At 70.1% G+C, this 21207-nt stretch carries 19 protein-coding genes; 2 read left to right on the top strand and 17 right to left on the bottom strand.

Translation table 11 applies throughout. From position 1 onward, the window contains the following. Positions 1-41: 41 nt before the first annotated feature. The 4 genes from Q1A98_RS13430 to thyX all read right to left on the bottom strand — a co-directional run bounded on the left by Q1A98_RS13430 (position 42) and on the right by thyX (position 4527). Positions 42-662: a TIGR03085 family metal-binding protein gene (locus Q1A98_RS13430; protein ID WP_299574319.1), complete on the bottom strand. Its 621-nt coding sequence runs from the start codon at positions 660-662 to the stop codon at positions 42-44. A gap of 52 nt (positions 663-714) precedes the next feature. Further along, a complete protein-coding gene (locus Q1A98_RS13425; protein WP_299574316.1) occupies positions 715-2775 on the bottom strand; it encodes a ribonuclease J in 2061 nt (686 codons plus the stop codon). Next, positions 2772-3677, bottom strand: a complete 906-nt coding sequence (gene dapA, locus Q1A98_RS13420) for a 4-hydroxy-tetrahydrodipicolinate synthase (RefSeq protein ID WP_299574313.1) — start codon at positions 3675-3677, stop codon at positions 2772-2774. Before dapA ends, Q1A98_RS13425 begins: the two co-directional genes overlap by 4 nt. 97 nt (positions 3678-3774) lie before the next feature. Beyond that, positions 3775-4527 carry an FAD-dependent thymidylate synthase gene (gene thyX / locus Q1A98_RS13415; protein ID WP_299574310.1) on the bottom strand — a complete coding sequence of 251 codons (753 nt, stop codon included), beginning with the start codon at positions 4525-4527 and terminating at the stop codon, positions 3775-3777. Between the two features lie 138 nt (positions 4528-4665). On the opposite strand from thyX, the gene Q1A98_RS13410 reads away from it, so the two are divergent. Next, a complete protein-coding gene (locus Q1A98_RS13410; protein ID WP_299574307.1) occupies positions 4666-5457 on the top strand; it encodes a tyrosine-protein phosphatase in 792 nt (263 codons plus the stop codon). A gap of 149 nt (positions 5458-5606) precedes the next feature. After that, positions 5607-5906 (top strand): hypothetical protein, encoded by a 300-nt coding sequence (locus tag Q1A98_RS13405; RefSeq protein WP_299574304.1) that lies wholly within the window; start codon positions 5607-5609, stop codon positions 5904-5906. A 7-nt stretch (positions 5907-5913) separates the two neighbouring features. Here Q1A98_RS13405 and Q1A98_RS13400 read toward each other — a convergent pair whose 3' ends face one another. The 13 genes from Q1A98_RS13400 to Q1A98_RS13340 form a co-directional block, all read right to left on the bottom strand. After that, on the bottom strand, positions 5914-7146 hold the full coding sequence (locus tag Q1A98_RS13400; RefSeq protein ID WP_299574301.1) for a crosslink repair DNA glycosylase YcaQ family protein: 1233 nt from the start codon (positions 7144-7146) through the stop codon (positions 5914-5916). Next, positions 7143-7643 (bottom strand): dihydrofolate reductase, encoded by a 501-nt coding sequence (locus tag Q1A98_RS13395; protein WP_299574298.1) that lies wholly within the window; start codon positions 7641-7643, stop codon positions 7143-7145. Before Q1A98_RS13395 ends, Q1A98_RS13400 begins: the two co-directional genes overlap by 4 nt. Then, on the bottom strand, positions 7640-8446 hold the full coding sequence (locus Q1A98_RS13390) for a thymidylate synthase (RefSeq protein WP_299574295.1): 807 nt from the start codon (positions 8444-8446) through the stop codon (positions 7640-7642). Before Q1A98_RS13390 ends, Q1A98_RS13395 begins: the two co-directional genes overlap by 4 nt. Before the next feature lie 118 nt (positions 8447-8564). Further along, positions 8565-9851 (bottom strand): DUF222 domain-containing protein, encoded by a 1287-nt coding sequence (locus Q1A98_RS13385; protein ID WP_299574292.1) that lies wholly within the window; start codon positions 9849-9851, stop codon positions 8565-8567. A gap of 102 nt (positions 9852-9953) precedes the next feature. Continuing rightward, positions 9954-10406 carry an NAD(P)H-dependent oxidoreductase gene (locus Q1A98_RS13380; RefSeq protein WP_299574290.1) on the bottom strand — a complete coding sequence of 151 codons (453 nt, stop codon included), beginning with the start codon at positions 10404-10406 and terminating at the stop codon, positions 9954-9956. Next, complete coding sequence (locus Q1A98_RS13375) at positions 10403-10894, bottom strand: hypothetical protein (protein WP_299574287.1); 492 nt, start codon at positions 10892-10894, stop codon at positions 10403-10405. Before Q1A98_RS13375 ends, Q1A98_RS13380 begins: the two co-directional genes overlap by 4 nt. 5 nt (positions 10895-10899) lie before the next feature. Continuing rightward, a complete protein-coding gene (dapB, locus tag Q1A98_RS13370; RefSeq protein WP_299574286.1) occupies positions 10900-11652 on the bottom strand; it encodes a 4-hydroxy-tetrahydrodipicolinate reductase in 753 nt (250 codons plus the stop codon). Between the two features lie 48 nt (positions 11653-11700). After that, positions 11701-13278, bottom strand: a complete 1578-nt coding sequence (locus Q1A98_RS13365; protein WP_299574283.1) for a GMC oxidoreductase — start codon at positions 13276-13278, stop codon at positions 11701-11703. Positions 13279-13282: 4 nt separating this feature from the next. Beyond that, positions 13283-14833: an amino acid permease gene (locus tag Q1A98_RS13360; protein WP_299574281.1), complete on the bottom strand. Its 1551-nt coding sequence runs from the start codon at positions 14831-14833 to the stop codon at positions 13283-13285. After that, complete coding sequence (locus Q1A98_RS13355; RefSeq protein ID WP_299574278.1) at positions 14830-16329, bottom strand: aldehyde dehydrogenase family protein; 1500 nt, start codon at positions 16327-16329, stop codon at positions 14830-14832. Before Q1A98_RS13355 ends, Q1A98_RS13360 begins: the two co-directional genes overlap by 4 nt. 16 nt (positions 16330-16345) lie before the next feature. Continuing rightward, a complete protein-coding gene (locus Q1A98_RS13350) occupies positions 16346-17485 on the bottom strand; it encodes an aromatic ring-hydroxylating dioxygenase subunit alpha (protein WP_299574275.1) in 1140 nt (379 codons plus the stop codon). Continuing rightward, the gene (gene solA, locus Q1A98_RS13345; protein ID WP_299574272.1) at positions 17482-18663 is read right to left on the bottom strand and encodes an N-methyl-L-tryptophan oxidase; all 1182 of its coding nucleotides are present in this window, start codon (positions 18661-18663) and stop codon (positions 17482-17484) included. The genes Q1A98_RS13350 and solA overlap by 4 nt, the downstream gene beginning before the upstream one ends. Further along, the gene (locus Q1A98_RS13340) at positions 18660-21140 is read right to left on the bottom strand and encodes an FAD-dependent oxidoreductase (protein WP_299574269.1); all 2481 of its coding nucleotides are present in this window, start codon (positions 21138-21140) and stop codon (positions 18660-18662) included. The genes solA and Q1A98_RS13340 overlap by 4 nt, the downstream gene beginning before the upstream one ends. Between the last annotated feature and the right edge of the window lie 67 nt (positions 21141-21207).

Below are 21207 nucleotides of genomic sequence, written 5' to 3'. Positions count from 1 at the left end.
GGTCACACGACCGGTGTGTCTGTTTCGTGATGTGCCGGCCGTCAGATCCCGCGCGAGGCGCCCCGCACGGCGTCGACGACATCGGCGGCGCCGTCGAACTCGAGGCGCACGGCGTCCCGCCCGAAGCAGAAGAAGACCAGTTCGGCGACGTCGCCGGTGATGGTGACCGCCGGACCCTTCCCGGTGGCGAGGAGCTCACCGGCCGCCGGGTCGACGAGTGTCACCCGGGCCGGGACCGCACGCAACGCTGGTTTCCCGACGCGCTTCACGGCGGACAGCAGCGCCTCGCGCAATGCCGGGGGCAGCGTGCGCGGCTCCCACCCTTGCGACGCCCGCCGGACGTCCTCGTGGTGGACGAAGAACTCGCCGGTGTTGACCAGGCCCTCGACGAGCCGGAAGGGCGACCACCACGGCGGCCCGTCGGCGAACCGGTCGACGAGTGCGGAGTAGTCACCGCGCGCGTACGAGTTCTGGACGTGTTCGGTGTAGCCGGCGAACAGCGGCACGACGATGCCCGGCGACGCGTCGGGGCGGCCTTCGCGGATCACGAGGTGAGCCAGCAGATCCCGGGTGGTCCAGCCCGTACACAGCGTGGGCGCGTCGGGGCCGGCAGCGCGGAAGGTGGCCGCTAGGGCGGCCCGTTCGTCGGCGACAGCGCTCATGGACCGAGACTATCGGCCCACGTCCCGACCCATCGGGTCAGCCGGTCCGCGGTCAGCGGCGCCGGTCACCGCCGGAGACGCTGAGCACCGTCGGGATGATCATCGGTCGACGGCGATAGGTGTCGCCGACCCACCGACCGACGGTGCGGCGGATGGTCTGGGCGATGCGGTGGGTGTCGGTGACCCGCTCTGCCGCGAGGTCGGCCAGCGCCGAGTCCACGAGCGTCGCGGCGTCCTTCAGCGCGGCCGGGTCGTCGGAGAAGCCACGGCCGGACACCTCCGGCGTGCTGACGAGGCGACCGTCGGCGGCGTCGATGACCACGGTGATGGCGATGAAACCGCCCTCCCCGAGCACCAGTCGTTCCGACAGGGTCGACTCCCCCACGTCGCCGACCGAGAGCCCGTCGACGTAGACGTACCCCACCGGGACACGTCCGACGATCGACGCCACACCGTCGACGAGGTCGACGACGACGCCGTCCTCGGCGAGCACGACCCGCTCGGGGTCGACGCCCGTCGCCTCGGCGAGGGCCGCGTTGGCGCGCAGGTGCCGCCACTCGCCGTGCACCGGCATCGCGTTGCGCGGCCGGACGGCGTTGTAGAGGTAGAGCAGCTCGCCCGCCGACGCGTGACCGGAGACGTGGACCTTGGCACTGGCCTGGGTCACCACCGTCGCGCCGCGCTTCGCGAGCCCGTTGACGACGGCGAACACCGAGTTCTCGTTGCCCGGGATGAGCGACGAGGCGAGCACGACGAGGTCGTCGGCGTGGATGTTGATCTGGCGGTGTTCACCGCGGGCCATCCGCGACAGCGCCGAGAGCGGTTCGCCCTGCGACCCGGTCGACACGAGGACGACGCGGTGGTCGGGAAGCGTTGCGGCCGTGTCCATGTCGACGACGACACCCTCCGGGACGGAGAGGTACCCGAGATCCTGGGCGATCTGCATGTTGCGCACCATGGACCGCCCCACGAAGCACACGCGGCGGTCGTGGGCGGCGGCGACGTCGACGACCTGCTGGATGCGGTGCACGTGGCTGGCGAACGACGCGACGATGACACGGTGGCGGGCCTTGCCGATCACCGTGTCGAGGACACCGCCGATCTCACGCTCGGGCGTGACGAAGCCGGGGACCTCCGCGTTGGTGGAGTCGACGAGGAACAGGTCGACACCCTCGTCGCCGAGGCGGCTGAAGCCGGCGAGGTCGGTGAGGCGACCGTCGAGCGGCAGCTGGTCGAGCTTGATGTCGCCGGTGTGCAGGACCATCCCCGCGGGGGTGCGGATCGCGACAGCGATCGCGTCGGGGATGGAGTGGTTCACCGCGAAGTACTCGCACTCGAACGGGCCGTGGATGGTGCTGTCACCCTCGCCGATCTGCACGAGCGTCGGCCGCTGACGGTGCTCACGACACTTGGCGGCCAACAGCGCCAGGGTGAACCGCGAGCCGACGACCGGGATGTCGCCGCGCAACCGCAGCAGGAACGGCACGGCGCCGATGTGGTCCTCGTGACCGTGAGTCAGGACGATCGCCTCGACGTCGTCCATCCGGTCCTCGATGTACCGGAAGTCCGGGAGGATCAGGTCGACGCCGGGCTGCTGGTCCTCGGGGAAGAGGACACCGCAGTCGACGATCAGCAGCTTGCCGTCGTACTCGAAGACGGTCATGTTGCGGCCGATCTCGCCGATGCCGCCCAGCGCGACGACCCGCAATCCCGACTTCGGGAGTTTGCGCGGCGTGCCGAGCCTGTCGATCGCGTCGCCGACGGGCTGTGAGGCGGGACGCTTCGACCGGTCCCTCGCGGGCTCGACCGACGCCGGACGCGGCTGTCGGTCCCGGCGCGGGCCGGTGTCGCGCGGTGCGCGAGATGTGGTCGGTTCGTTGTCCTTCGACCCGCCACCCCTCTGCCCCCGCCTGCCGCCGGACCGCTGCGGGGAAGACTGTTGCGGGGAAGACTGTTGCGGGGCGCTGTCCTGCGGGGCGGTCTCCCGCGCGGCGGGCTCCGCGTCGCGCGCAGGCTCGGGCGTCGGTTCCGGAGCCGGCTCCGGGGTGGGCGCGGGCGGTCCGGAGGGGCGGCTGACGCGCTTGCGGCGTGCGCGGCCGGTCGGGTCGGTCATGACAGCACCTGCGCCGCGCGGAGATCGGCGATGAGCTGCTCGATCTGCGGGCCGGTGGCGGGCACCTGCGGCAGGCGCGGATCCCCCACGTCGATGCCCAGGATCCGCAGGGCGGCTTTCACCATCGTGACGCCGCCGAGGCGACCCATCGCGTTGACGAGCGGGATCATCGAGATGTTCAGCTCCCGGGCGGTCACCATGTCGCCCTTGGTGACCGCGTCGAGCAGGTCACGCAGACGGTCGGGCACGAGATGGCCGATCACGGACACGAATCCGCTGGCGCCGACGGCGAGCCACGGCAGGTTCAGCGCGTCCTCCCCGGACAGGTACTCGAGTCCTGCGTCGGCGATGAGCGAAGCGGCGGAGTTGAGGTCGCCCTTGGCGTCCTTGACGCCCACGATGTTGGGGTGGCGCGCCAACTCGAGCAGCGTGCGGTGCTCGATGGGCACCACCGATCGCGGCGGGATGTCGTAGAGCAGCACGGGCAGCGGGGTCGAGTCGGCGATGGCGGTGAAGTGCGCGAGCAGACCGGTCTGCGGGGGCCGCGAGTAGTAGGGCGTCACGACGAGCAGTCCATGGGCGCCGCGCTTGTGCGCCTCGATCGCGAAGCGGACGCTCTCGGCGGTGTCGTAGCTGCCGGCGCCCTGGGTGATGCGAGCGCGGTCGCCGACCGCCTCCACGATCGCCGACAGCAGGTCGAGCTTCTCGTCGACGGTGGTGGTGGGCGACTCGCCGGTCGTGCCCGACACCACGAGGCCGTCGACGCCGCGGGAGACGAGGTGTTCGGCCAGCTCGACGGCCCGCGGGAGGTCGAGCGACCCGTCGGGCCGGAACGGCGTCACCATCGCCACACCCACCGTTCCGAACGGGTGCAGCCCGTGCTGGGCAGGGGCGCTGTTCATGGTGCAGAAGGCTACCGCCCGCAGGCCGCCTCCCACGAACAGCCCACCCCGGCCGGCGGGGGCGGCGACCTGCGGGTCCGCCGACGTGACCGGGCCCTCAGGCGTCGACGACGTAGGGCGAGGTCGCGACCTCGGTGCCGTCGGCGAGGGTGCCGATCTCGAAGTCGCCGAAGACGGTGGGGGCGAGGTCGGTGAGGTGTCGCAGGCACTCGACGGCGAGGTGACGGATCTCGACGTCGGCGTGCTCGGTGGCGCGCATGCCGACGAAGTGCCGCCACGCCCGGTAGTTGCCGGTGACGACGATCTTCGTCTCGGTGGCGTTCGGCAGCACGGACCGTGCCGCCTGCCGCGCCTGCTTGCGACGCAGGATCGCGTTGGGGACGTCGGCGAACTTCGCCTCGAGAGCAGCGAGCAGCTCGGTGTAGGCCGCGCGCGATGCGTCGGTGGCGGCGGTGAACAGTGCCTCGAGTTCGGGGTCGCCCTCCACCGCGGGCGGGCAGACGACGTTGCTGTCGTGTTCGGGGACGAACCGCTGCGACAGCTGCGAGTAGGAGAAGTGGCGGTGGCGGATGAGTTCGTGTGTGCACGACCGCGAGATGCCGGTGATGTAGAACGTCGCCGTCGCGTGCTCGAGCAGCGACAGGTGGCCGACCTCCAGGATGTGGCGGAGGTAACCGGCGTTGGTCGCGGTGCGGGGGTTGGGCTTGTCCCAGCTCTGATAGCAGGCGCGGCCCGCGAACTCGACCAGTGCCTCACCGTCGGCGGCGTCGGTCTCCCAGTCCACGTCGTCGGGGGGGAGGAACGCGCTGTGGGCCACGAGCCGCACGCGCAACCCGACCATCTCCGACACCGCACACTCCTCGCTCGACCGTCCTGTCGGGACCGATTGTCCCCTGCCGCGTCCTTAGACCCGGCATCCGCCCTGTGCGGGCGGTGGAGGCGGTGGCGGGTGCACACTCGACGCGGGACCCCGACGGCAGGAGGCCACATGTCCGCTCGCCCGGCTCGTGCGGCGAAGTCCGCCGTCGTCGCGACACTCGCGCTGATGCTGGGACTCCTCGGGACGGCCGCCGCCGACGCGGCGCCGACGACCCAGGGCGTCGACCGGTCGCTGCACCTTGCCGGGGCGCCGAACGCCCGGACGTTCCAGGGCTACACGGGCATCGACGGCCACGTCGTCGACGACCGGGTCATCCGCAGCGACAACCTGTCCCGACTGACGGCGGCCGACGTGGCGGTGTTGCAGCGGCGTCACGTCACCCTCGTCGTCGACCTTCGGACGGGGTTCGAGCGCGCGCTGCAGCCGGACCGGCACGTGCCGGGCGCGACCGGCGAGGTCCGCGACGTGCTGGGGCGGGCGCCGATCACGACCGTCGTCGATCTGCCGTCGGCGTACCGCGCGTTCGTGACGGATCCGACGGCGCGGGCTCAGATCGCCGCCACCCTGCGCGACATCGCGGCCACGACCGCCGCGGGACACCGCGTGCTCGTGCACTGCACGGCCGGCAAGGACCGGACCGGGTGGGTGTCCGCGGTGCTGCTGGACGTCCTCGGCGTGGGCCGGGCGACCATCGAGTCCGATTACCTGGCCAGCAACGCTTATCGCCACACCTCCGCGGCCGACCCGGTCGACGGGGTCAACCGCGGACTCCTCGACACCTCCTGGCACCTCGTCGACGCCCGCTACGGCGGGATGGACGGATACGTCCGTCGGGGGCTCGGACTCGACGCCACGGTGATCTCGCAGCTCCGCGCCGCGCTGCTCGCACCCGCGCGTTGACTACTGCGCCGAACTACCGGCATCTCCCCCGTGACAATCGACATGGCTTGTCGGGTGAGTGGTCACAAGGCCGGGGCTCCGACGGCGTCCAGCCACGTACGGTCGCCCATCCGGACATCGTGAATCCGGCCTGCCTCAAGGACAAAGCCATGGCACTCGAGAAAGACACCACGACCACGGGTGAGCTGTCACCAAAGCCGGTGACACCGGATCCGGACGCGCTGGCGGAGCTACGAAAGCGCCTGCGGCAGAGCGTGGGCGCGGTCACGCATTTCGTCCCGGTCGGAGCGGTCCTGGTTCCGCAGAAGCCCACGTTCGATCACGGCTGTCCCGGCGAGCTCGGCAGCGTCACCTATCAGGACTCTGAGGGCAAGACCCACCTGGCGAGTTACAGCTGGTACGCCTGCGAGAACCATCTGGAACTGGGCCCCGACCTGGTACAGATCTGACGGAGCGTCAGCGGAGGGCGTGGGTGAGCTCCCCCGCGAGGTCACCGCGGTCGGCGACGGCGACGTCGTCCGCGCCGAGCCACCCGGCCATCGTCCGCAGGTCGACCGCGAGCGACGCGGAGAGTGCGCCGCGATCGACGCCCTCCTCCGCGTGGGCGGACTGGACGCGCAGCACACGCGCGGCGCGGTCGTGCTTGAGATCGACACGGGCGCCGATGGTCTCGTCCCACAGGTAGGGGAAGACGTAGTAGCCGTGGACGCGCTTGTGCTCAGGGACGTAGATCTCGATGCGGTAGTCCATCCCGAAGAGCCGGGCCAGCCGCGGCCGGAAGAAGACGAGCGGGTCGAACGGTGCGAGCAGCGCCGACGCGGTGACGCGTCGCGGCATGCGGGCCGCGGGGTGGAGATAGGCGGGCGCGTCCCATCCTCGGACACCGACGGGCACGAGGTCCCCGGCCTCGACCAGGCGGGCGAGTGACTGACGGGCATCGGTGACAGGCAGCCGGTAGTAGTCCCGCAGGTCGGTCTCGGTGGCCACGCCGAGCGCTCCGGCGGCGCGGCGCATCAGGGTGTCGACGGCCTCGTCGCGCGGTACGTGTCGGACCACCCTCTCCTCCCCCACGACCCGCTCGGCGAGGTCGTAGTGGCGGGCGAAGGTGTCGTCGCGGACCGCGGCGAGTTCGCCGGCCGCCAGCATCACCTCGCAGGTGTACTTGACCTCGCTGCGGTCCCACCAGGTGCCCCGGCGAGGACCTTCACGCCGGCGACCCAGCGCCTCCTCGAGCATCCCGCCCGTCGACGGTCCGAGGTCGGCGACGGCGGCGCGGACCTCCGCGCGCAGTCGCGTCTGCGCCGGGCTCTCCGATGTGGTCCGGGAGTAGCGGCCGAAGCGGTAGTCGGCCATGCGCCAGCCGAAGAGCGGCCAGTCGTCGACGTCGATCAGCGCGGCTTCGTGCGCCCAGTACTCGGTGAGGATGCGGGGCTGCCGTGCCGTCGACCGCCACGCCGCGTCGTCGAGCACCGAGGTCGCGTACGGGCCGAGTCTGCTGAACAGCGGCATGTAGTGGGCGCGGACCGCGACGTTCACCGAGTCCATCTGGATCACCCCGAGCCGGTCGACGACACGGCGCAGGTGTCGTCGGGTGACGTCACCGGCGGGTGGGCGGTCGGCGAATCCCTGTGCACCCAGGGCGATACGCCGCGCGGCGGCGAGACCGAGGGTGCGGTCCGGTGGCGTCACCGGCGGCGGGCGAGATCGCGGTAGCGGTAACGGATCCCGGTTGTCGAGGTCTGCCAGCCGTGGTCGGTGACGGTCTCCCAGTCGTCGGAAGGAACCGACGGGGCGAACGCGTCCGGGTCGTCGATGGTGAGGTCGATGTCGGTGATCCACAGGGCATCTGCGTGCGGCAGGGCGAGCGCGTAGATCTGCTCGCCACCGGACACGACCACGGTGTCGTCGTCGTCGTGGCCCACGCGGAGAGCGGCCTCGAGATCGGTGACCGCTGTGGCTCCGTCGGCCGACCATCGGTGGTCGCGGGTGACGACGATGTTGTGGCGGTTCGGCAGGGGGCGGAACCGCGGCGGCAGAGAGTCCCAGGTGCGGCGACCCATGATCACCGGGTGGCCGGTGGTGAGTTCGCGGAAGCGCTTCTGGTCCTCGGGGACGTGCCAGGGGATGGTGTTGCCACTGCCGATGGCGCCGGCGCGGTCGGCCGCCCAGATCAGCGCGACGGTCATACGGCGACAGGCGCCTTGATGGCCGGGTGGTGCTTGTAGTCGACGACCTCGATGTCGTCGAAGCCGTAGTCGAACAACGAGTCTCGGGGGGCGAGACGCAGACTCGGATACGGGAACGGGTCACGGGACAGTTGCTCGGTGACCTGCTCGACATGGTTGTCGTAGATGTGGCAGTCGCCTCCGGTCCACACGAAGTCGCCGACCTCGAGGCCGGCCTGCGCCGCCATCATGTGGGTGAGCAAGGCGTAGGACGCGATGTTGAACGGCACTCCGAGGAACAGGTCCGCCGAGCGCTGATAGAGCTGGCAGGAGAGCTTGCCGTCGGCGACGTAGAACTGGAAGAACGCGTGGCAGGGCGGGAGCGCCATCTGGGGGATCTCGCCGACGTTCCACGCCGAGACGATGTTGCGGCGCGAGTCCGGATTGCTGCGCAGGAGGTCCAGCGCCGCGGAGATCTGGTCGATGTGGTCGCCCGACGGTGTCGGCCAGCTGCGCCATTGCACGCCGTAGACCGGGCCGAGCTCGCCGTTGGCGTCGGCCCACTCGTCCCAGATGGTTACGCCGTGGTCTTGCAACCACTGCACGTTGGAGTCACCGCGGAGGAACCACAGCAGTTCGTAGACGATCGATTTGAGGTGCACCCGCTTGGTGGTGATCAGCGGGAAGCCCTCCGACAGGTCGTATCGGAGCTGGCGCCCGAACACGCTGCGCGTCCCGGTGCCGGTGCGGTCGGACTTGGGCGTGCCCGTCTCGAGCACGTCGCGGAGCAGGTCCTCGTACGGGGTCGCGATCATCGCGCTCATCCTACGAGAGGTCGCCGTCGTCGACGGGAGCTGCCGGGCGGCACGCCGTCACACTGTGAAGTTGTCAAGGTTCTGATGCGGTCCTGACCGGTGGTCAAGTGCGGGAGGTGGCTGTCTCTCAGGCTGCGATCGGGTCGAGTCGCAAGGTTCGTCGGTTGTAGGCGGGTTGCAGTTCTCGTCGTGGGTCGGCCTTGGCGGGTGGTCGGATCCAGGGGTGGCGGTCGGGGCCCATCTCGATGTCCCAGCCGTGCTGGTGCACCGCGACGTGACAGGTCCGGCACAGTAGGCACCCGTTGTCGCATGTTGTGGGTCCGCCGTCGGAGTGGAAGACGATGTGGTGGACGTCGGTCCACGAGGCGGGGTTGCCGCACATGACGCACGACTGATCGCGGGCCACGATCGCCTTGCGGGTGCGGCCGGTGAACAACCGCGCCGTCGGGGAGATGTCGACCGGGGCTGCGTCGACATCGACTGCGATGCGGGTGACCGAGGCATCGCAGGACAGCAGCGAGACGGCCTCGTCGGTCACGGTGCCCATCCACTGCAGATGCGCCGGCCCCGCCGGGGTGATTCCGCAGCACTCGTCGACGGTGGCGGGCACGGTCAGCAGGATCTCGGTCTTCGCCGACCCCACCAGACCGTCCGCTCCGAGCGCCCGGGATGCGGCCTCGACGACCTGCACGAACGCATCCGCTCGGCGCTGTGCGGCCGACCGCGGGTCGGGTGTCCCGTCGGGGAGCGGCCGCGGGCGGGACGCGGTGTCGAGACAGGAGATCAACCGCTCCCCGGTCACAACGTCGAGGTCGAACGCCCCTGCCAGTCGGCCGTCGTCACGCTGCGCCCAGGACACCTCGTTGAGCGTGGTGTCCTCCGCGACCGGCGTCGCCGGCTCGCCGTTGTCGACCGCGGGTTCGTGCGCGAGTGCGATGGCCCGCGCCCGGTCGTCGATCTCGACCGGCGAGCGGCCCGCGAGAGCGTGTCCGATCAACGCCGCCTCGGTCTCGACCGCGAGCTCCGAGCCGAGCGGCGACCGTGTGCGTATCGCGACGTGGCGTACTCCGCGGGCGACGGCGTCGGCGAACTCTGCTGACAGCGACCCGTCCCGTAGGTGCCGGGCGAGTGCGGGCAGGTGCGCGATCGCTCTACCGAGCCGGATCGCCCGCGACGTCACCACCGGCACACACCCATTGCGCCGCAGCAGTTCCCGCGCCGAGAACCCGAGCCGCTTCGCGGTGCCCCGGCATTCGATCTCCCCGGTCACCCGGGCCAGCAACCCGTCCGCGGCGTTACGCGCAGCCACCGCCGCCCGCACCCCCGCCAGCAACGCGTCATCACCCGCGGGCACCTCGCACTCGCGCACGGCATCAGCGAGGCGATCAGCCGCCCCGAGCACGTCGTCGAACATGTGTACGACTGTAGCGAGGTCCACCGACAACGCCCGGCGGCGATTCGATCACCATCCAAGGCCTGTGGACTCGCGATCAACTGTGGAAATCGGCGGGGAAGCTCAGCCCATCAGCTGCGCTGCGACGGTGGCGCCGAGCTCCCAGCAGGCCTCGGTGTCGGGCTTCGACGGTGCGCCGGACACGATCACGGTCTCGGCGACACGCGCCCATCCGAGGCCCGTGGTGATGGTTTCGACCGCGCGTTCAGCGCCCTCGGTCCCCTCGTTGCCGTGGAGGTACAGCCCGAACGGGCGGCCGCGGGTGGCGTCCAGCAACTGGTAGTACGACACATCGAAAGCGTGTTTCAGTGCGCCGCTGATGTATCCGAGATTCGCCGGGGTCCCGAGCAGATATCCGTCGGCCTCGAGCATCTCCACGGGCGAGACGGTCAGTGCCGGGCGCCGGATCACCTCGACGCCCTCGATCTCCGGGTCGCTCGCACCGGACACGACGGCCTCCAGCATCGCCTGACAATGCGGCGACGGGGTGTGGTGGACGATGAGCAGCCGACTCACGACGAGCCCTGCCGCTCCGTCTTCTCCTGTTCCACAGCACGTTTCATCATCTGCCGGGCGCGTGTGCGATCGCCGGCGAAATCGTACGCGCGGGCGATGCGGTAGGTGTTGCGCCAGTCCTCGGGCTCGGCCTCCCACTCGGTGCGCACCTGTGCGAACAACTCGTCGGCGGCGTCGCGCTCGATCCGACCGGACGGCCGGCGCGGGAGGTCCGACACGTCGAGCTCGCGGCCCTCCTCACGCGCGCGGCGTGCCAGCCGCTGGTGCGTGATGCCCGCCCGCACCGTCGTGACCGCCATCCAGACACCCAGCAGCGGGAGGATCAGCACACCGATGCCCAGTCCGACGCCGACCACTCCCCCGTCCTCGACCAGCTGCACGCCACGCACGCCGAGCAGGACGATGTAGACCGCGAGAAGCACCAGGATCAGGGCGATCGTGACCACGATCGGTCGCGCGTCGCGTGTGTAGAAGTCCCTGCGAGCCATGGGCGTCAGAGGTCCAGCAGGTCGTCGAGCCCGACGGTGAGACCCGGTCGCGCACCGATCTCCCGCACGCCCAGCAACACGCCGGGTGCGAACGACGACCGGTCGATGGAGTCGTGGCGGATGGTGAGCGTCTCCCCCTGTGTGCCGAGCAGCACCTCCTGGTGGGCGACGAGACCGGCGACGCGCACCGAGTGCACGCGCACACCCTCGACGTCGGCGCCGCGGGCCCCGTCGAGCTCATCCGACGTCGCGTCGGGCATGGGCTTGCTGCCGGCGTCCGCGCGTGCCTGCGCGATCAACCGTGCGGTGCGGTATGCGGTGCCCGACGGCGCGTCCGCCTTGTGGGGATGGTGGAGCTCGATCACCTCGACGGAGTCGTAGAAGCGCGCCGCCGCAGCGGCGAATCGCATCGAGAGCACCGCGCCGATCGCGAAGTTCGGCGCGATCAACACCCCGGTCTCCGGCGACGCCTCGAGCCACGACCGCACCTGCGCGAGCCGATCGTCGTCGAAGCCGGTGGTGCCGACGACGGCGTGGATGCCGTTGCCGATGAGGAACTCGAGGTTGTCCATCACCACCGAGGGATGGGTGAAGTCGACGACGACCTGCGTGCCCGACTCGACCAGTGCGGAGCGGTCGTCACCCTTGTCGACACCGACGGTGAAGTCGAGGTCATCGGCCGCCTCGACCGCGTCGACGATCGCCTGCCCCACCTTGCCGTCGCTGCCGAACACACCGACACGGATCCGCTCACTCATGGGTCCATGATCCCCCACGCCGGGCGGCCGACGGCCACGCGGGACGTTTCAGACGCCGCGGATCAGGTCGGCGCACCTCTCGGCCATGGTCATGACCGTGATGTTCGGGTTCACCGTGGGCAGCTTCGGCATGGCCGACGCGTCGACGACACGCAGGCGCTGCGTGCCCCGCACCCGCAGCTGCGGGTCGAGGACGGCCATCGGGTCGCCGTCGACGCCCATCCGCGCGGTTGCCGCCGGGTGATAGACGGTGTTGTGCGTCTTGTGCATGTAGTCGACGAGGTCGTCGTCGGTCACGGCGTCAGGACCCGGGGCCAGCTCTCTGGCGATCCAGCCCTTGAGTGCTTCCTGCTCGGCGATCTCCCGCGCCAACCGGATGCCGGCGGTCATGACCCGCTCGTCGTGGTGGTCGGGGTCGGTGAAGTACCGCGGGTCGACCCTCGCACGGTCGCGGAAGTCTCGGCTGCGCAGCTTCACCGTCCCGCGCGACTTGCCCTGGGTGACGTTGGGCGTCAGGCAGAAGCCGTTGTCGGTGGTGGGGTATCCCCACCGCAGTGTGTTCATGTCGAACGGGACGCTGCCGTAGTGCATCATCACGTCGGGCAGCGGCAGGTCCGGCTCGGTCGTGGCGAAGACGCCGATCTCCCACCACTGGCTGGAGCTGGTGACCATCGGCTGCGACGCCTCCCAGAACACGAGACCCTCGACATGGTCGTCGAGGTTCTCGCCGACCCCGGGGAGGTCGACGCGCACGTCGATCCCGAACTCGCGCAGCTGCTCCGCCGGACCGACACCGGACAGCATGAGCAGCTTCGGGGTGTCGATGGCGCCGGCGGTCACGATGACCTCGCGGCGTGCACCGACCACGTCGAAGCCGGTGAGGTCGGGACGCTGGTAGCGGGCGCCCGTCGCGGTGGTGCCGTCGAACACGATCTCCTGGACCCAACAGCCGGTGCGGATCTCGAGGTTCGGACGACGGCCCATGATGGGGTGGAGGTACGCGTGTGAGGTCGACATGCGCTTGCCGTCCTCCCCCGCGTTGATCTGGAACCATCCGGCGCCGTTGCGGACCGTCTCGCCGCGGTTGAACCCGACGGTCGGCAGGCCGACGGCGGCCGCGGCCTCGAGAAGGGCTGCCCCGCAGGGATCCAGCGGCGGGACGTCGCGGAGCCGAACAGGCCCGTCGTGACCGTGATCGCCGGGGGCGTCGTTGTTCTCGAGACGTCGCGTCAGCGGGTGCACCGCGGCCGAACCCCACCCGGTGAGACCCATCTGCTCCCACTCGTCGAGGTACTCGGCGGGCGGCCAGAACGCGATGCACGAGTTGTGCGACGAGCATCCGCCCAACACCTTCGCCCGGGCGTGGCGCATGAAACTGTTGCCACGCTCCTGCGGCTCGATCGGGTAGTCCCAGTCGTAGCCGGAGTCCAGCAGCTGCATCCAGTCGGTGAGGATCAGGACCGCGGGATCGTCGACGTCGCTCGGGCCTGCCTCGACGAGGAGCACCGACACCGACGGGTCCTCGGACAGTCGGGCGGCCAGAACGCATCCGGCGGTTCCGCCGCCGAGGATGACGTAGTCGAACTCGCCTGCGGTGACGGTGGTGTCGGTCAACGGGTCGGCCATGCGGTCAGACTCCCTCGGGTCCGGGGAACGGTTCGGCGGCAACGGCATCGGCCTTCGTCTCCGACGCGTGGGACCGGAGGGTCCCCATCCCGCGGCTGCCGACGGCGAAGTACCAGATCAGTCCGACGCCGCCGATGACGCCGATGTAGATGAACGCGGCCCACGTGTTGTACCAGGGCGCGCCGTAGACGGCCGTACGCGGCCAGGCCAGGTTGATCGCCATCCCGACACCCCACAGCACCGCGAGGATGTTGACCGGCAGGCCCCAGCGGCCCATGGTGAAGTACCCACCCGACTTCAGGTCCGCCGGAGGCCACTGGCCGCCGAAACGCTTGAGCAACAACGGGACGGTCACCAACAGGTACGCGATGTAGATCATGATGATTGCCACCGAGGTCAGCAGCAGGAAGATGGTCGGCTGATTGATGTTGATGACCAGGATGAGGATCGACAGCACCCCGATGAGCACCGACGGGATGACCGGCGTCTGCGTCTTCGGGTGCACCTTCGCCAGCGACTCCCCGAACGGCAGTGCGTTGTCACGCGCCATGGCGAACGTGAGCCGGATGGCGGCGGTGTGGACCGCGAGTGTGCAGACGAAGACGGCGACCACGATGCAGATGAGGAAGATCTTGCCGACCGGCCCGTACATGACGTCGAGCACGATCTGTTGCAGTCCACCCTGTTGGCCCAGCGCCGGGTCGGACAGGTTGGGCGCGGCGAGGATCGCGAACACGAGGATCGCACCGCCGATCACGAACGACGCCAGGATCGCCCGCAGGATCGCCGACGGCGCGGTCTTGCGCGGGTTGACGGTCTCCTCGCCGAGCGACGACGCGGTGTCGAAGCCGTACATCACGTATCCCGACGCCAACGAGGCGATGAGGAAGGCGCTCAACCAGCCGCCGCTCTCCCCCGCGCCGTAGCCGTTGGTCGAGAAGAACACCGCCGGTGTGCGCTGGACGTTGAACGCGAGGATGACCGCGATCAGCACAGCCGCGATGAGTTCGATGAACACGCCCGTGCTGTTGATGAGCGCCATCAACCGGACGCCGAAGGCGTTGATGGCGGTGGTCACGAGCACCAGGATCGATCCGAGGAGGACGGCGTTCGACGGTGACACCACGGACAGGTCGTCGGACCCGACGAGGCGGAACCCACTCCAGATCTTCGGCAGTGTCGAGTCGATCGCGAGCACGACCGCCGACATCGTCACGATCGAGGCGGTCAGCATCATCCAGCCCGAGAACCAGCCGACGACCTTGCTGCCGAGGATCTTCGCCCAGTTGTAGACCGATCCGGCGATCGGGTACTTCGCGGCCAACTCCATGAAACACAGGGCCACCGCCAGCTGCCCCACGAAGACGATCGGCCAGCTCCACAGGTAGGCCGCACCAGCGGTGCCGAACCCGAAGTAGAAGAGCTGGAAGGTTCCGGTGAGGATGGATATGTAGCTGACGCCGGCGGCGAAACTGGCGAACTTGCCGATGCTGCGGTCGAGGCTCTCCTTGTACCCGAAATGCTCCATCCCGGTGTCGGGGGCGGTCTGTGTCATGGCTCGAACCATCCTGCCGTCGGTGCCGCGGTGTTGTTCCAGATGTGTTTGGTCTCCTGGTATTCGGCCAGTCCGGACGGACCCAGCTCGCGGCCGTTGCCGGACCGCCCGTACCCACCCCACTCCGCGGCCGGGGTGTAGTAGCCGAAGTCGTTGATCCACACGGTGCCGTGGCGCATGCCGCGCGCGAACCGTTCCGCTCGTGCGGGATCCGCCGTGCGGACACCGCCCGCGAGGCCGTATCGGGTGTCGTTGGCGAGGTCGAGTGCCTCCGCCTCGGTGGTGAACCGTTCGACGGTGAGGATCGGCCCGAACGTCTCGTCCTGGACGATCCGCATGGTGCGGTCGCAGTGGTCGAACACCGTGGGCGCGTAGAAGTACCCCGCCGCGAGGCGTGGGTCGTCGCGGTCGGGATCGTCGAGACGTCGACCGCCGGTCACCAACTGCGCGCCCTCGGCGCGGCCGGACGCGACGTGGTCGACGATCTTGTCGAGCTGCTGTCGCGAGACCAACGGCCCTGTGCGGCTGTCCGGGTCGGATCCGGGACCGACGACGATCCGCTCGGCGCGCTCGGCGACGGCGGCGACGAGCCGGTCGGCGACGCTCTCCTCGACGATGAGTCGCGTTCCGGCCGAACACACCTGACCGGAGTGCAGGAACACACCGGTGACCACCTGGTCGACGGTCGCGGCGAACTGCTCGTCGGTGCCGCAGGCGTCGGCGAAGACGACATGCGGGTTCTTGCCGCCGAGTTCGACGAGCACGCGGGTGACGTGTTTCGCCGCCGTGGCCGCGATGACCTGCCCGGTCGCGAGACCTCCGGTGAACGAGATCAGGTCGACGTCGGGGTCGTCGTTGAGCGCGTCGGACAGGTCCCGCCCCGCGCCGAGCACCAGGTTGACCACCCCGGCCGGGACCCCGGCCTCGACGAGCAGCCGCGTGAACGCGATGGTCGTCAGCGGGGTCACCTCGCTGGGCTTCATCACCATCGTCGCCCCGGCGGCGAGGGCGGGCGCGACCTTCCAGGAGATCTGCAGCAGCGGGTAGTTCCACGGCGCGATGAGCACGCACACCCCGATGGGTTCGTGGACCACCCGGCTGATCACCGCCGGGTCGCCCACGTCGACGACGCGGTCGGCGGAGGTGGAGACGAGGTCGGCGTAGTAGCGGAAGACAGCGGTGACGTCGTCGATGTCGATCCGGCTCTCGGCGAGCGTCTTGCCGGTGTCGCGGGTCTCGGTCTCGGCCAGGCTCTCCTTGTCGCGCTGCAGCAGGTCGGCGACGCGGCGCAACAGCGCCGACCGCTCGGCGACGGGCGTCGCAGGCCACGGTGAATCGTCGAATGCGCGACGGGCGGCGACGATGGCGTCGCGCACGTCGGACGGATCCGCCTCTGCGACCTCGACGATGGTGCTGCCGTCGGCGGGGTCGATCACCGACCGTGTGCGCCCCGATGCGGCTGCACGCCATGCCCCGTCGATGTACAGATCGTCCACGAACTGATCTTTGCCCCTAGTCGGTCATCTCGCTCACCCAATGGTGAAATTGCGCGATGTGGTGCTCGGCCGGCACCAGCACGCCGCCGTGCCGGTAGGCACGCGACGACATGCCGGGCTGGGTCCGCTCGCAGGCGTCGAAATCCTGCTGGTTGACGCGGTGGAACAGTTCGACGCCGGCGGACACGTCACGACCGGACTCGACGACCTCCGGGGCGTACAGCCAGTCGCAGATCACCGTCGTGCGGTCGGCGGCGCGCGGGAACATCCGGTGGACGATCACGTGGTCCGGGACGAGGTTCACGAACACCGTCGGGTTGATCGTGATGGCGTAGTACCGCCGGTCGTGTTCGGGGTCGAGAGACGGCAGGGCGTCAGCACCCGCAGAACCGTCGACGGTGAACCCGTCGACGTCGGAACCGAACTCGGCTCCGTGCCCGACGTAGTACTGGGCGGCGAGGCCGTCGGCGAACTCGGGCAGCACCTCGGTGAGCTCGGGGTGGATGGTGGCGCAGTGGTAGCACTCCATGAAGTTCTCGACGATGAGCTTCCAGTTGGACGCCACCTCGTAGGTCTCCCGGTGTGCCAGTGCGAGTCCCGGCACGTCCCACCGGTCGATCATCGTCGGGTCTCCCAGACGGTCTGTGACCGCCCCGATCACGGTGTCCTCGAACGACGGCGGGGTCTCGTCGAGACAGATCCACAGGTATCCGAGCCATTCCCGGGAGGCGACGGGCACCAGGCCGTACCGCGTCCGGTCGATGTCACCGAGACTCGAGAGATTCGGTGCCGCGACCAACGCGCCGTCGAGGCCGTAGGTCCAGGCGTGGTACGGGCACTGCAGGTTCCGTCGCACCGCGCCTGATGGTTCGGTGCACACCAGCGCGCCCCGGTGCCGGCACGCGTTGAGAAATGCCCGCAGCACCTGATCGCGGCCGCGGACCACGAGGATGCTCTCGCCGCCGATCTCGACGGTCTCGAACCGGCCCGTCGCCCCCACGTCGGCGACGCGCACCGCACACATCCATCGGCGACCGAAGATGCGCTCGGTCTCCCGCACGAACACGGCGGGATCGGTGTAGGACGAGCCCGGCAGAGTCGGGACCAGGGTGTCGGCAGCCGTCGTCTCGGGGGTGACGCTCACGTCCGCGGTCATCCGATGCCCACCCCTGCTGCCTGGCCGGCCAGTGCGGGCCGGGTCGGGTCGAAGATGCCGATCGGGTGGCGCGTGGACCCCTCGAGGACCAGGTCGGCGAGGATCTCCCCGACCACCGGGACGAACTTGAACCCGTGTCCGGAGAATCCGCACGCGACCGCCACCCGCGGGTGCCGCGGATGGTTGGCGATGACGAAGTCGTGGTCGGGCGTCGTCGAGTACATGCAGGTGGCGGCATGCAGCATGGACCGCGACGCGTCGTCGCTCGACCCGACACCGGGGATGAGCGCGCGGACACGATCCAGCATCGCCTGCGCCTCCTCGGGGTGGACGGCACGGTCGATCGTGTCCGGCGAGCAGTCGACGCCCTTGCGGAAGAACGCGGTCTTCACGCCACCCTCCGGACCGTCGATGGCGGGGAAGCCGTAGATCTGCTCGCCGGCGTCGGTCTCGTGGATGTAGATGGGCGAGTCGGCCATCGGCGGCGCGCCGGCCGCGAGGTCGAACCAGTACATGACCTGACGCTCGATGCGGATACCGGTCTGCAGGTCCGCGAGCATCTCCGGCGCCCAGGCACCCGGACAGACGACCAGGCGATCGCCGTACACGAGGCCCTGATCGGTCGTGACCCGTACCGCGTCGCCGGTGTCCGCCCAGTCCAGCACCTCGACGCCGAACCGGAGGTCGGCGCCGGCACGCTGCGCGAGGTCGATGTGGGCGCGGACCGTCTCTTCCGGACGCGCGAAGCCGGCGAGGTGCTCGTGGACGCCGATCTGGTCGGCGGCGGGTGCGAATCCCGGGAAACGGCTGGCGATCTCGTCGGCGGTCAGGACGTCGTGCCGCAGCCCGTACTCCTGTGCGGCGCGCAGCGACCCCGCGACGGTCGTCGACGTCTCCGGACCCGCGAAGATGCCACCGGTGATCCTGTGCACCTCACGGGAACTGTCGGCGCCGAGCCGCTCCCACAACTCGTAGGCGCGCACCAGCAACGGCACGTAGGCGGGGTCCTCGAAATAGGCCTGCCGGATGATCCGGGAACCGCCGTGCGAGGATCCTCGGGCATGGGCGGGCTCAAACCGTTCCAGCCCGACGACGTCGGCTCCGCGCGCGGCGAGATGGTGGGCCGCGGCCGATCCCATACCGCCGAGGCCGACGACGACGACACGCTCGCGGCTCATCGGTACACACCTTTCACTCGGAGGTTCTCGGGGTCGACGGTGACGGACGGAGCGACCCGGAGCGATCGCTCCGCACCGAACCATTCGGCGGTGACGGCGTCACCCGGGCGTAGATCGGGCGGGCCCCATGCGTAGGCGACGGTGGCACCGACGGTCGGCGACCACGCCGCCGACGTGACGTACCCGACGTCCGTCCCGCGGTGTCGCACCGGTTCCGACCCGAGCAGCACGGTGTCGGCGTCGTCGGCGATCAACGTGTGCAGTGCTCGTACGACGGGCCGCTCGGCGACCGCCGCGCGCCCGATGAACTCGTGGTCCTTGGCCACCGCGAAGGCCACGCCCGCCTCGTCCGGAGAGTCGGTGCGGCTCATGTCGGTCCCCCACGAGCGGTAGCCCTTCTCGATCCGCATGCAGTCCATCGCGGCGCGACCCGCCCACACCGCTCCGTGGCGATCGGCGTTCTCGCCCAGCGCGGCCGCGAGGCGCGGTCCGTCGGCCGCACTCGTCGTGATCTCCCAGCCGAACTCGCCGACGTAGGACACGCGGGTGAGCAGCGCCGACACCCCGGCGACCGACGCCTCGGCGCACCGGTAGTACCGCAGGCCCGACGGGGTGACATCCAGGTCGGTGAGCGGCGCGACGATGTCGAGCGCCCGCGGACCCCACACGGCGACACAGCATGTCTCGTCGGTGATCTCGCGGACGTCGACAGACGCACCGGCTGCTCGCGCCCGTCGCGCGGCGCTCGTCAACCGGGCCACGTCGAGCGGGCCATTCACCCCGACCACGAGTCGGTCGTCCGCGACCCGCGCGACGGTGACGTCGCTGAGGACGCCGCCGGTGTCGTCGAGCATGAGCGCGTACACCACCGACCCGACCGGACGATCGGGGTCTCGGGTGATCAGCGGCGCGAGGGTCGCAACGGCGTCCGGGCCCGTGATCTGCACGCGCGTCAGGGAACTCATGTCGTAGATCCCGCCGACCTCACGGGTGGCGACCGCCTCGGCAAGGACGATCGACGACCATCCGCGGCGGTACCACTCGGGCAGGTCCGGGGTGCCGACCGGGAACCGGTCCGTGAGCGGCTCGTTCGTCGAGAACCACAGGGGCCGTTCGCAGCCGTGGGAGACACCGAACGACGCGCCACGGCCGACGTGGTCGTCGTGGAGGGCCGACGTGCGCAGGTCCCGCGCGTCGGCGGGCTGGGCACGCGGATGGATGACGTCGTAGACCTCGACGAACGCCCGCGACGACCGCGCCACGACGGCCTCACGGTCCAGTTCGGCGGGGGCGAAACGGTTGACGTCGCACCCCGACACGTCGATTCCGGGCGAGCCGGTGACCACCCAGTCGGCGATCGCCGCGGCGGCGCCGGCGGACTGCGTGACCCAGATCGCCTCTGCGACCCAGAACCCGTCGAGGCCGGGGTGCGGACCCAGCATGGGGCCGCCGTCGGGGGTGAACGAGAAGATGCCGGTGAACCCGTCGGCGATCGCCGCGTCACGCAGGCCGGGCAGCACGCGACGCGATTCGTCCCATGCGGTGCGGAACCCGTTCTCGGAGAACGGGAGCATCGAGGGCATCGGCTCGTCGGCGGTGTCGGCGTAGAGGTTGTCCATGTCGACGACGACAGGGTCGTGGCCGTAGTACCCGATGCCGATGCGGTCGCCGTGCTGGCGGTAGTAGAGGTCGGCGTCCTGGTGGCGCAGGATCGGCAGCGTGGCGGCGGCGTGCCCGTCGCGCCGGTCGACGAAGGGCGCCGACGCGGGAACCGCTGTGGTGGTGACGTATTCGTGCCCCATCGGCACCAGCGGGACGGTGAGGCCGACCAGCTCGCCGAGCTCGGCGCCCCAGAACCCACCGCAGGACACGACCACATCCGCGTCGAGGACCCCGGAGTCGGTCCGCACCCCGACCACACGGTCACCGGCGGTCAGGACGTCCACCACACGCGTGTCGGACAGGAACCGCGCACCACCGGCCTCCGCACGCCGGCGCTGTACCGCGATACACGTGAGCGCGTCGGCGAGCCCGTCGTCGGGAGTGTGCAGACCGCCCAGGACGGCGTCGGCGTCCAGCAGCGGGTGCAGTCGGACACACTCGGTGACGTCGACGACTTCGGCGTGTCTTCCCCACGACGCGGCCCACCCGGCCTTGCGGTGCAGTTCGGCGAGACGCTCCGGGGTGGTCGCGATCTCGAGTCCACCGACAGCGTTGAAGCACAGCGCATTCGGAGTCGAGAGATCACGGAACTTGGTGACCGTCGCCGCGGCGAGATCCGACAGGGCCCGCGATGCGTTCGTGGCGAACACGAGCCCGGGCGCGTGGCTGCTGGATCCACCCGCGGCCGGGAGCGGTCCTCGGTCGACGACGGTGACCTGCGTCAGACCACGCGCGACGAGTTCGTCGGCGAGAGAGGTGCCGACGATGCCCGCGCCGATCACCACCACGCGAGGACCGTGCTGTACGCCGCCCATGGATCACCCACCTGCCCGTGTGTGTTGGATCTGTTGCCGAGCACGCAACAGGTTGCTCGACACGCAA

This window comes from uncultured Williamsia sp. (genome assembly GCF_947494875.1).
Lineage (GTDB): Bacteria > Actinomycetota > Actinomycetes > Mycobacteriales > Mycobacteriaceae > Williamsia_A.
The sequence above is the reverse complement of the archived record's forward strand: the minus strand, read 5'-3'. Positions and strand labels throughout refer to the sequence as shown.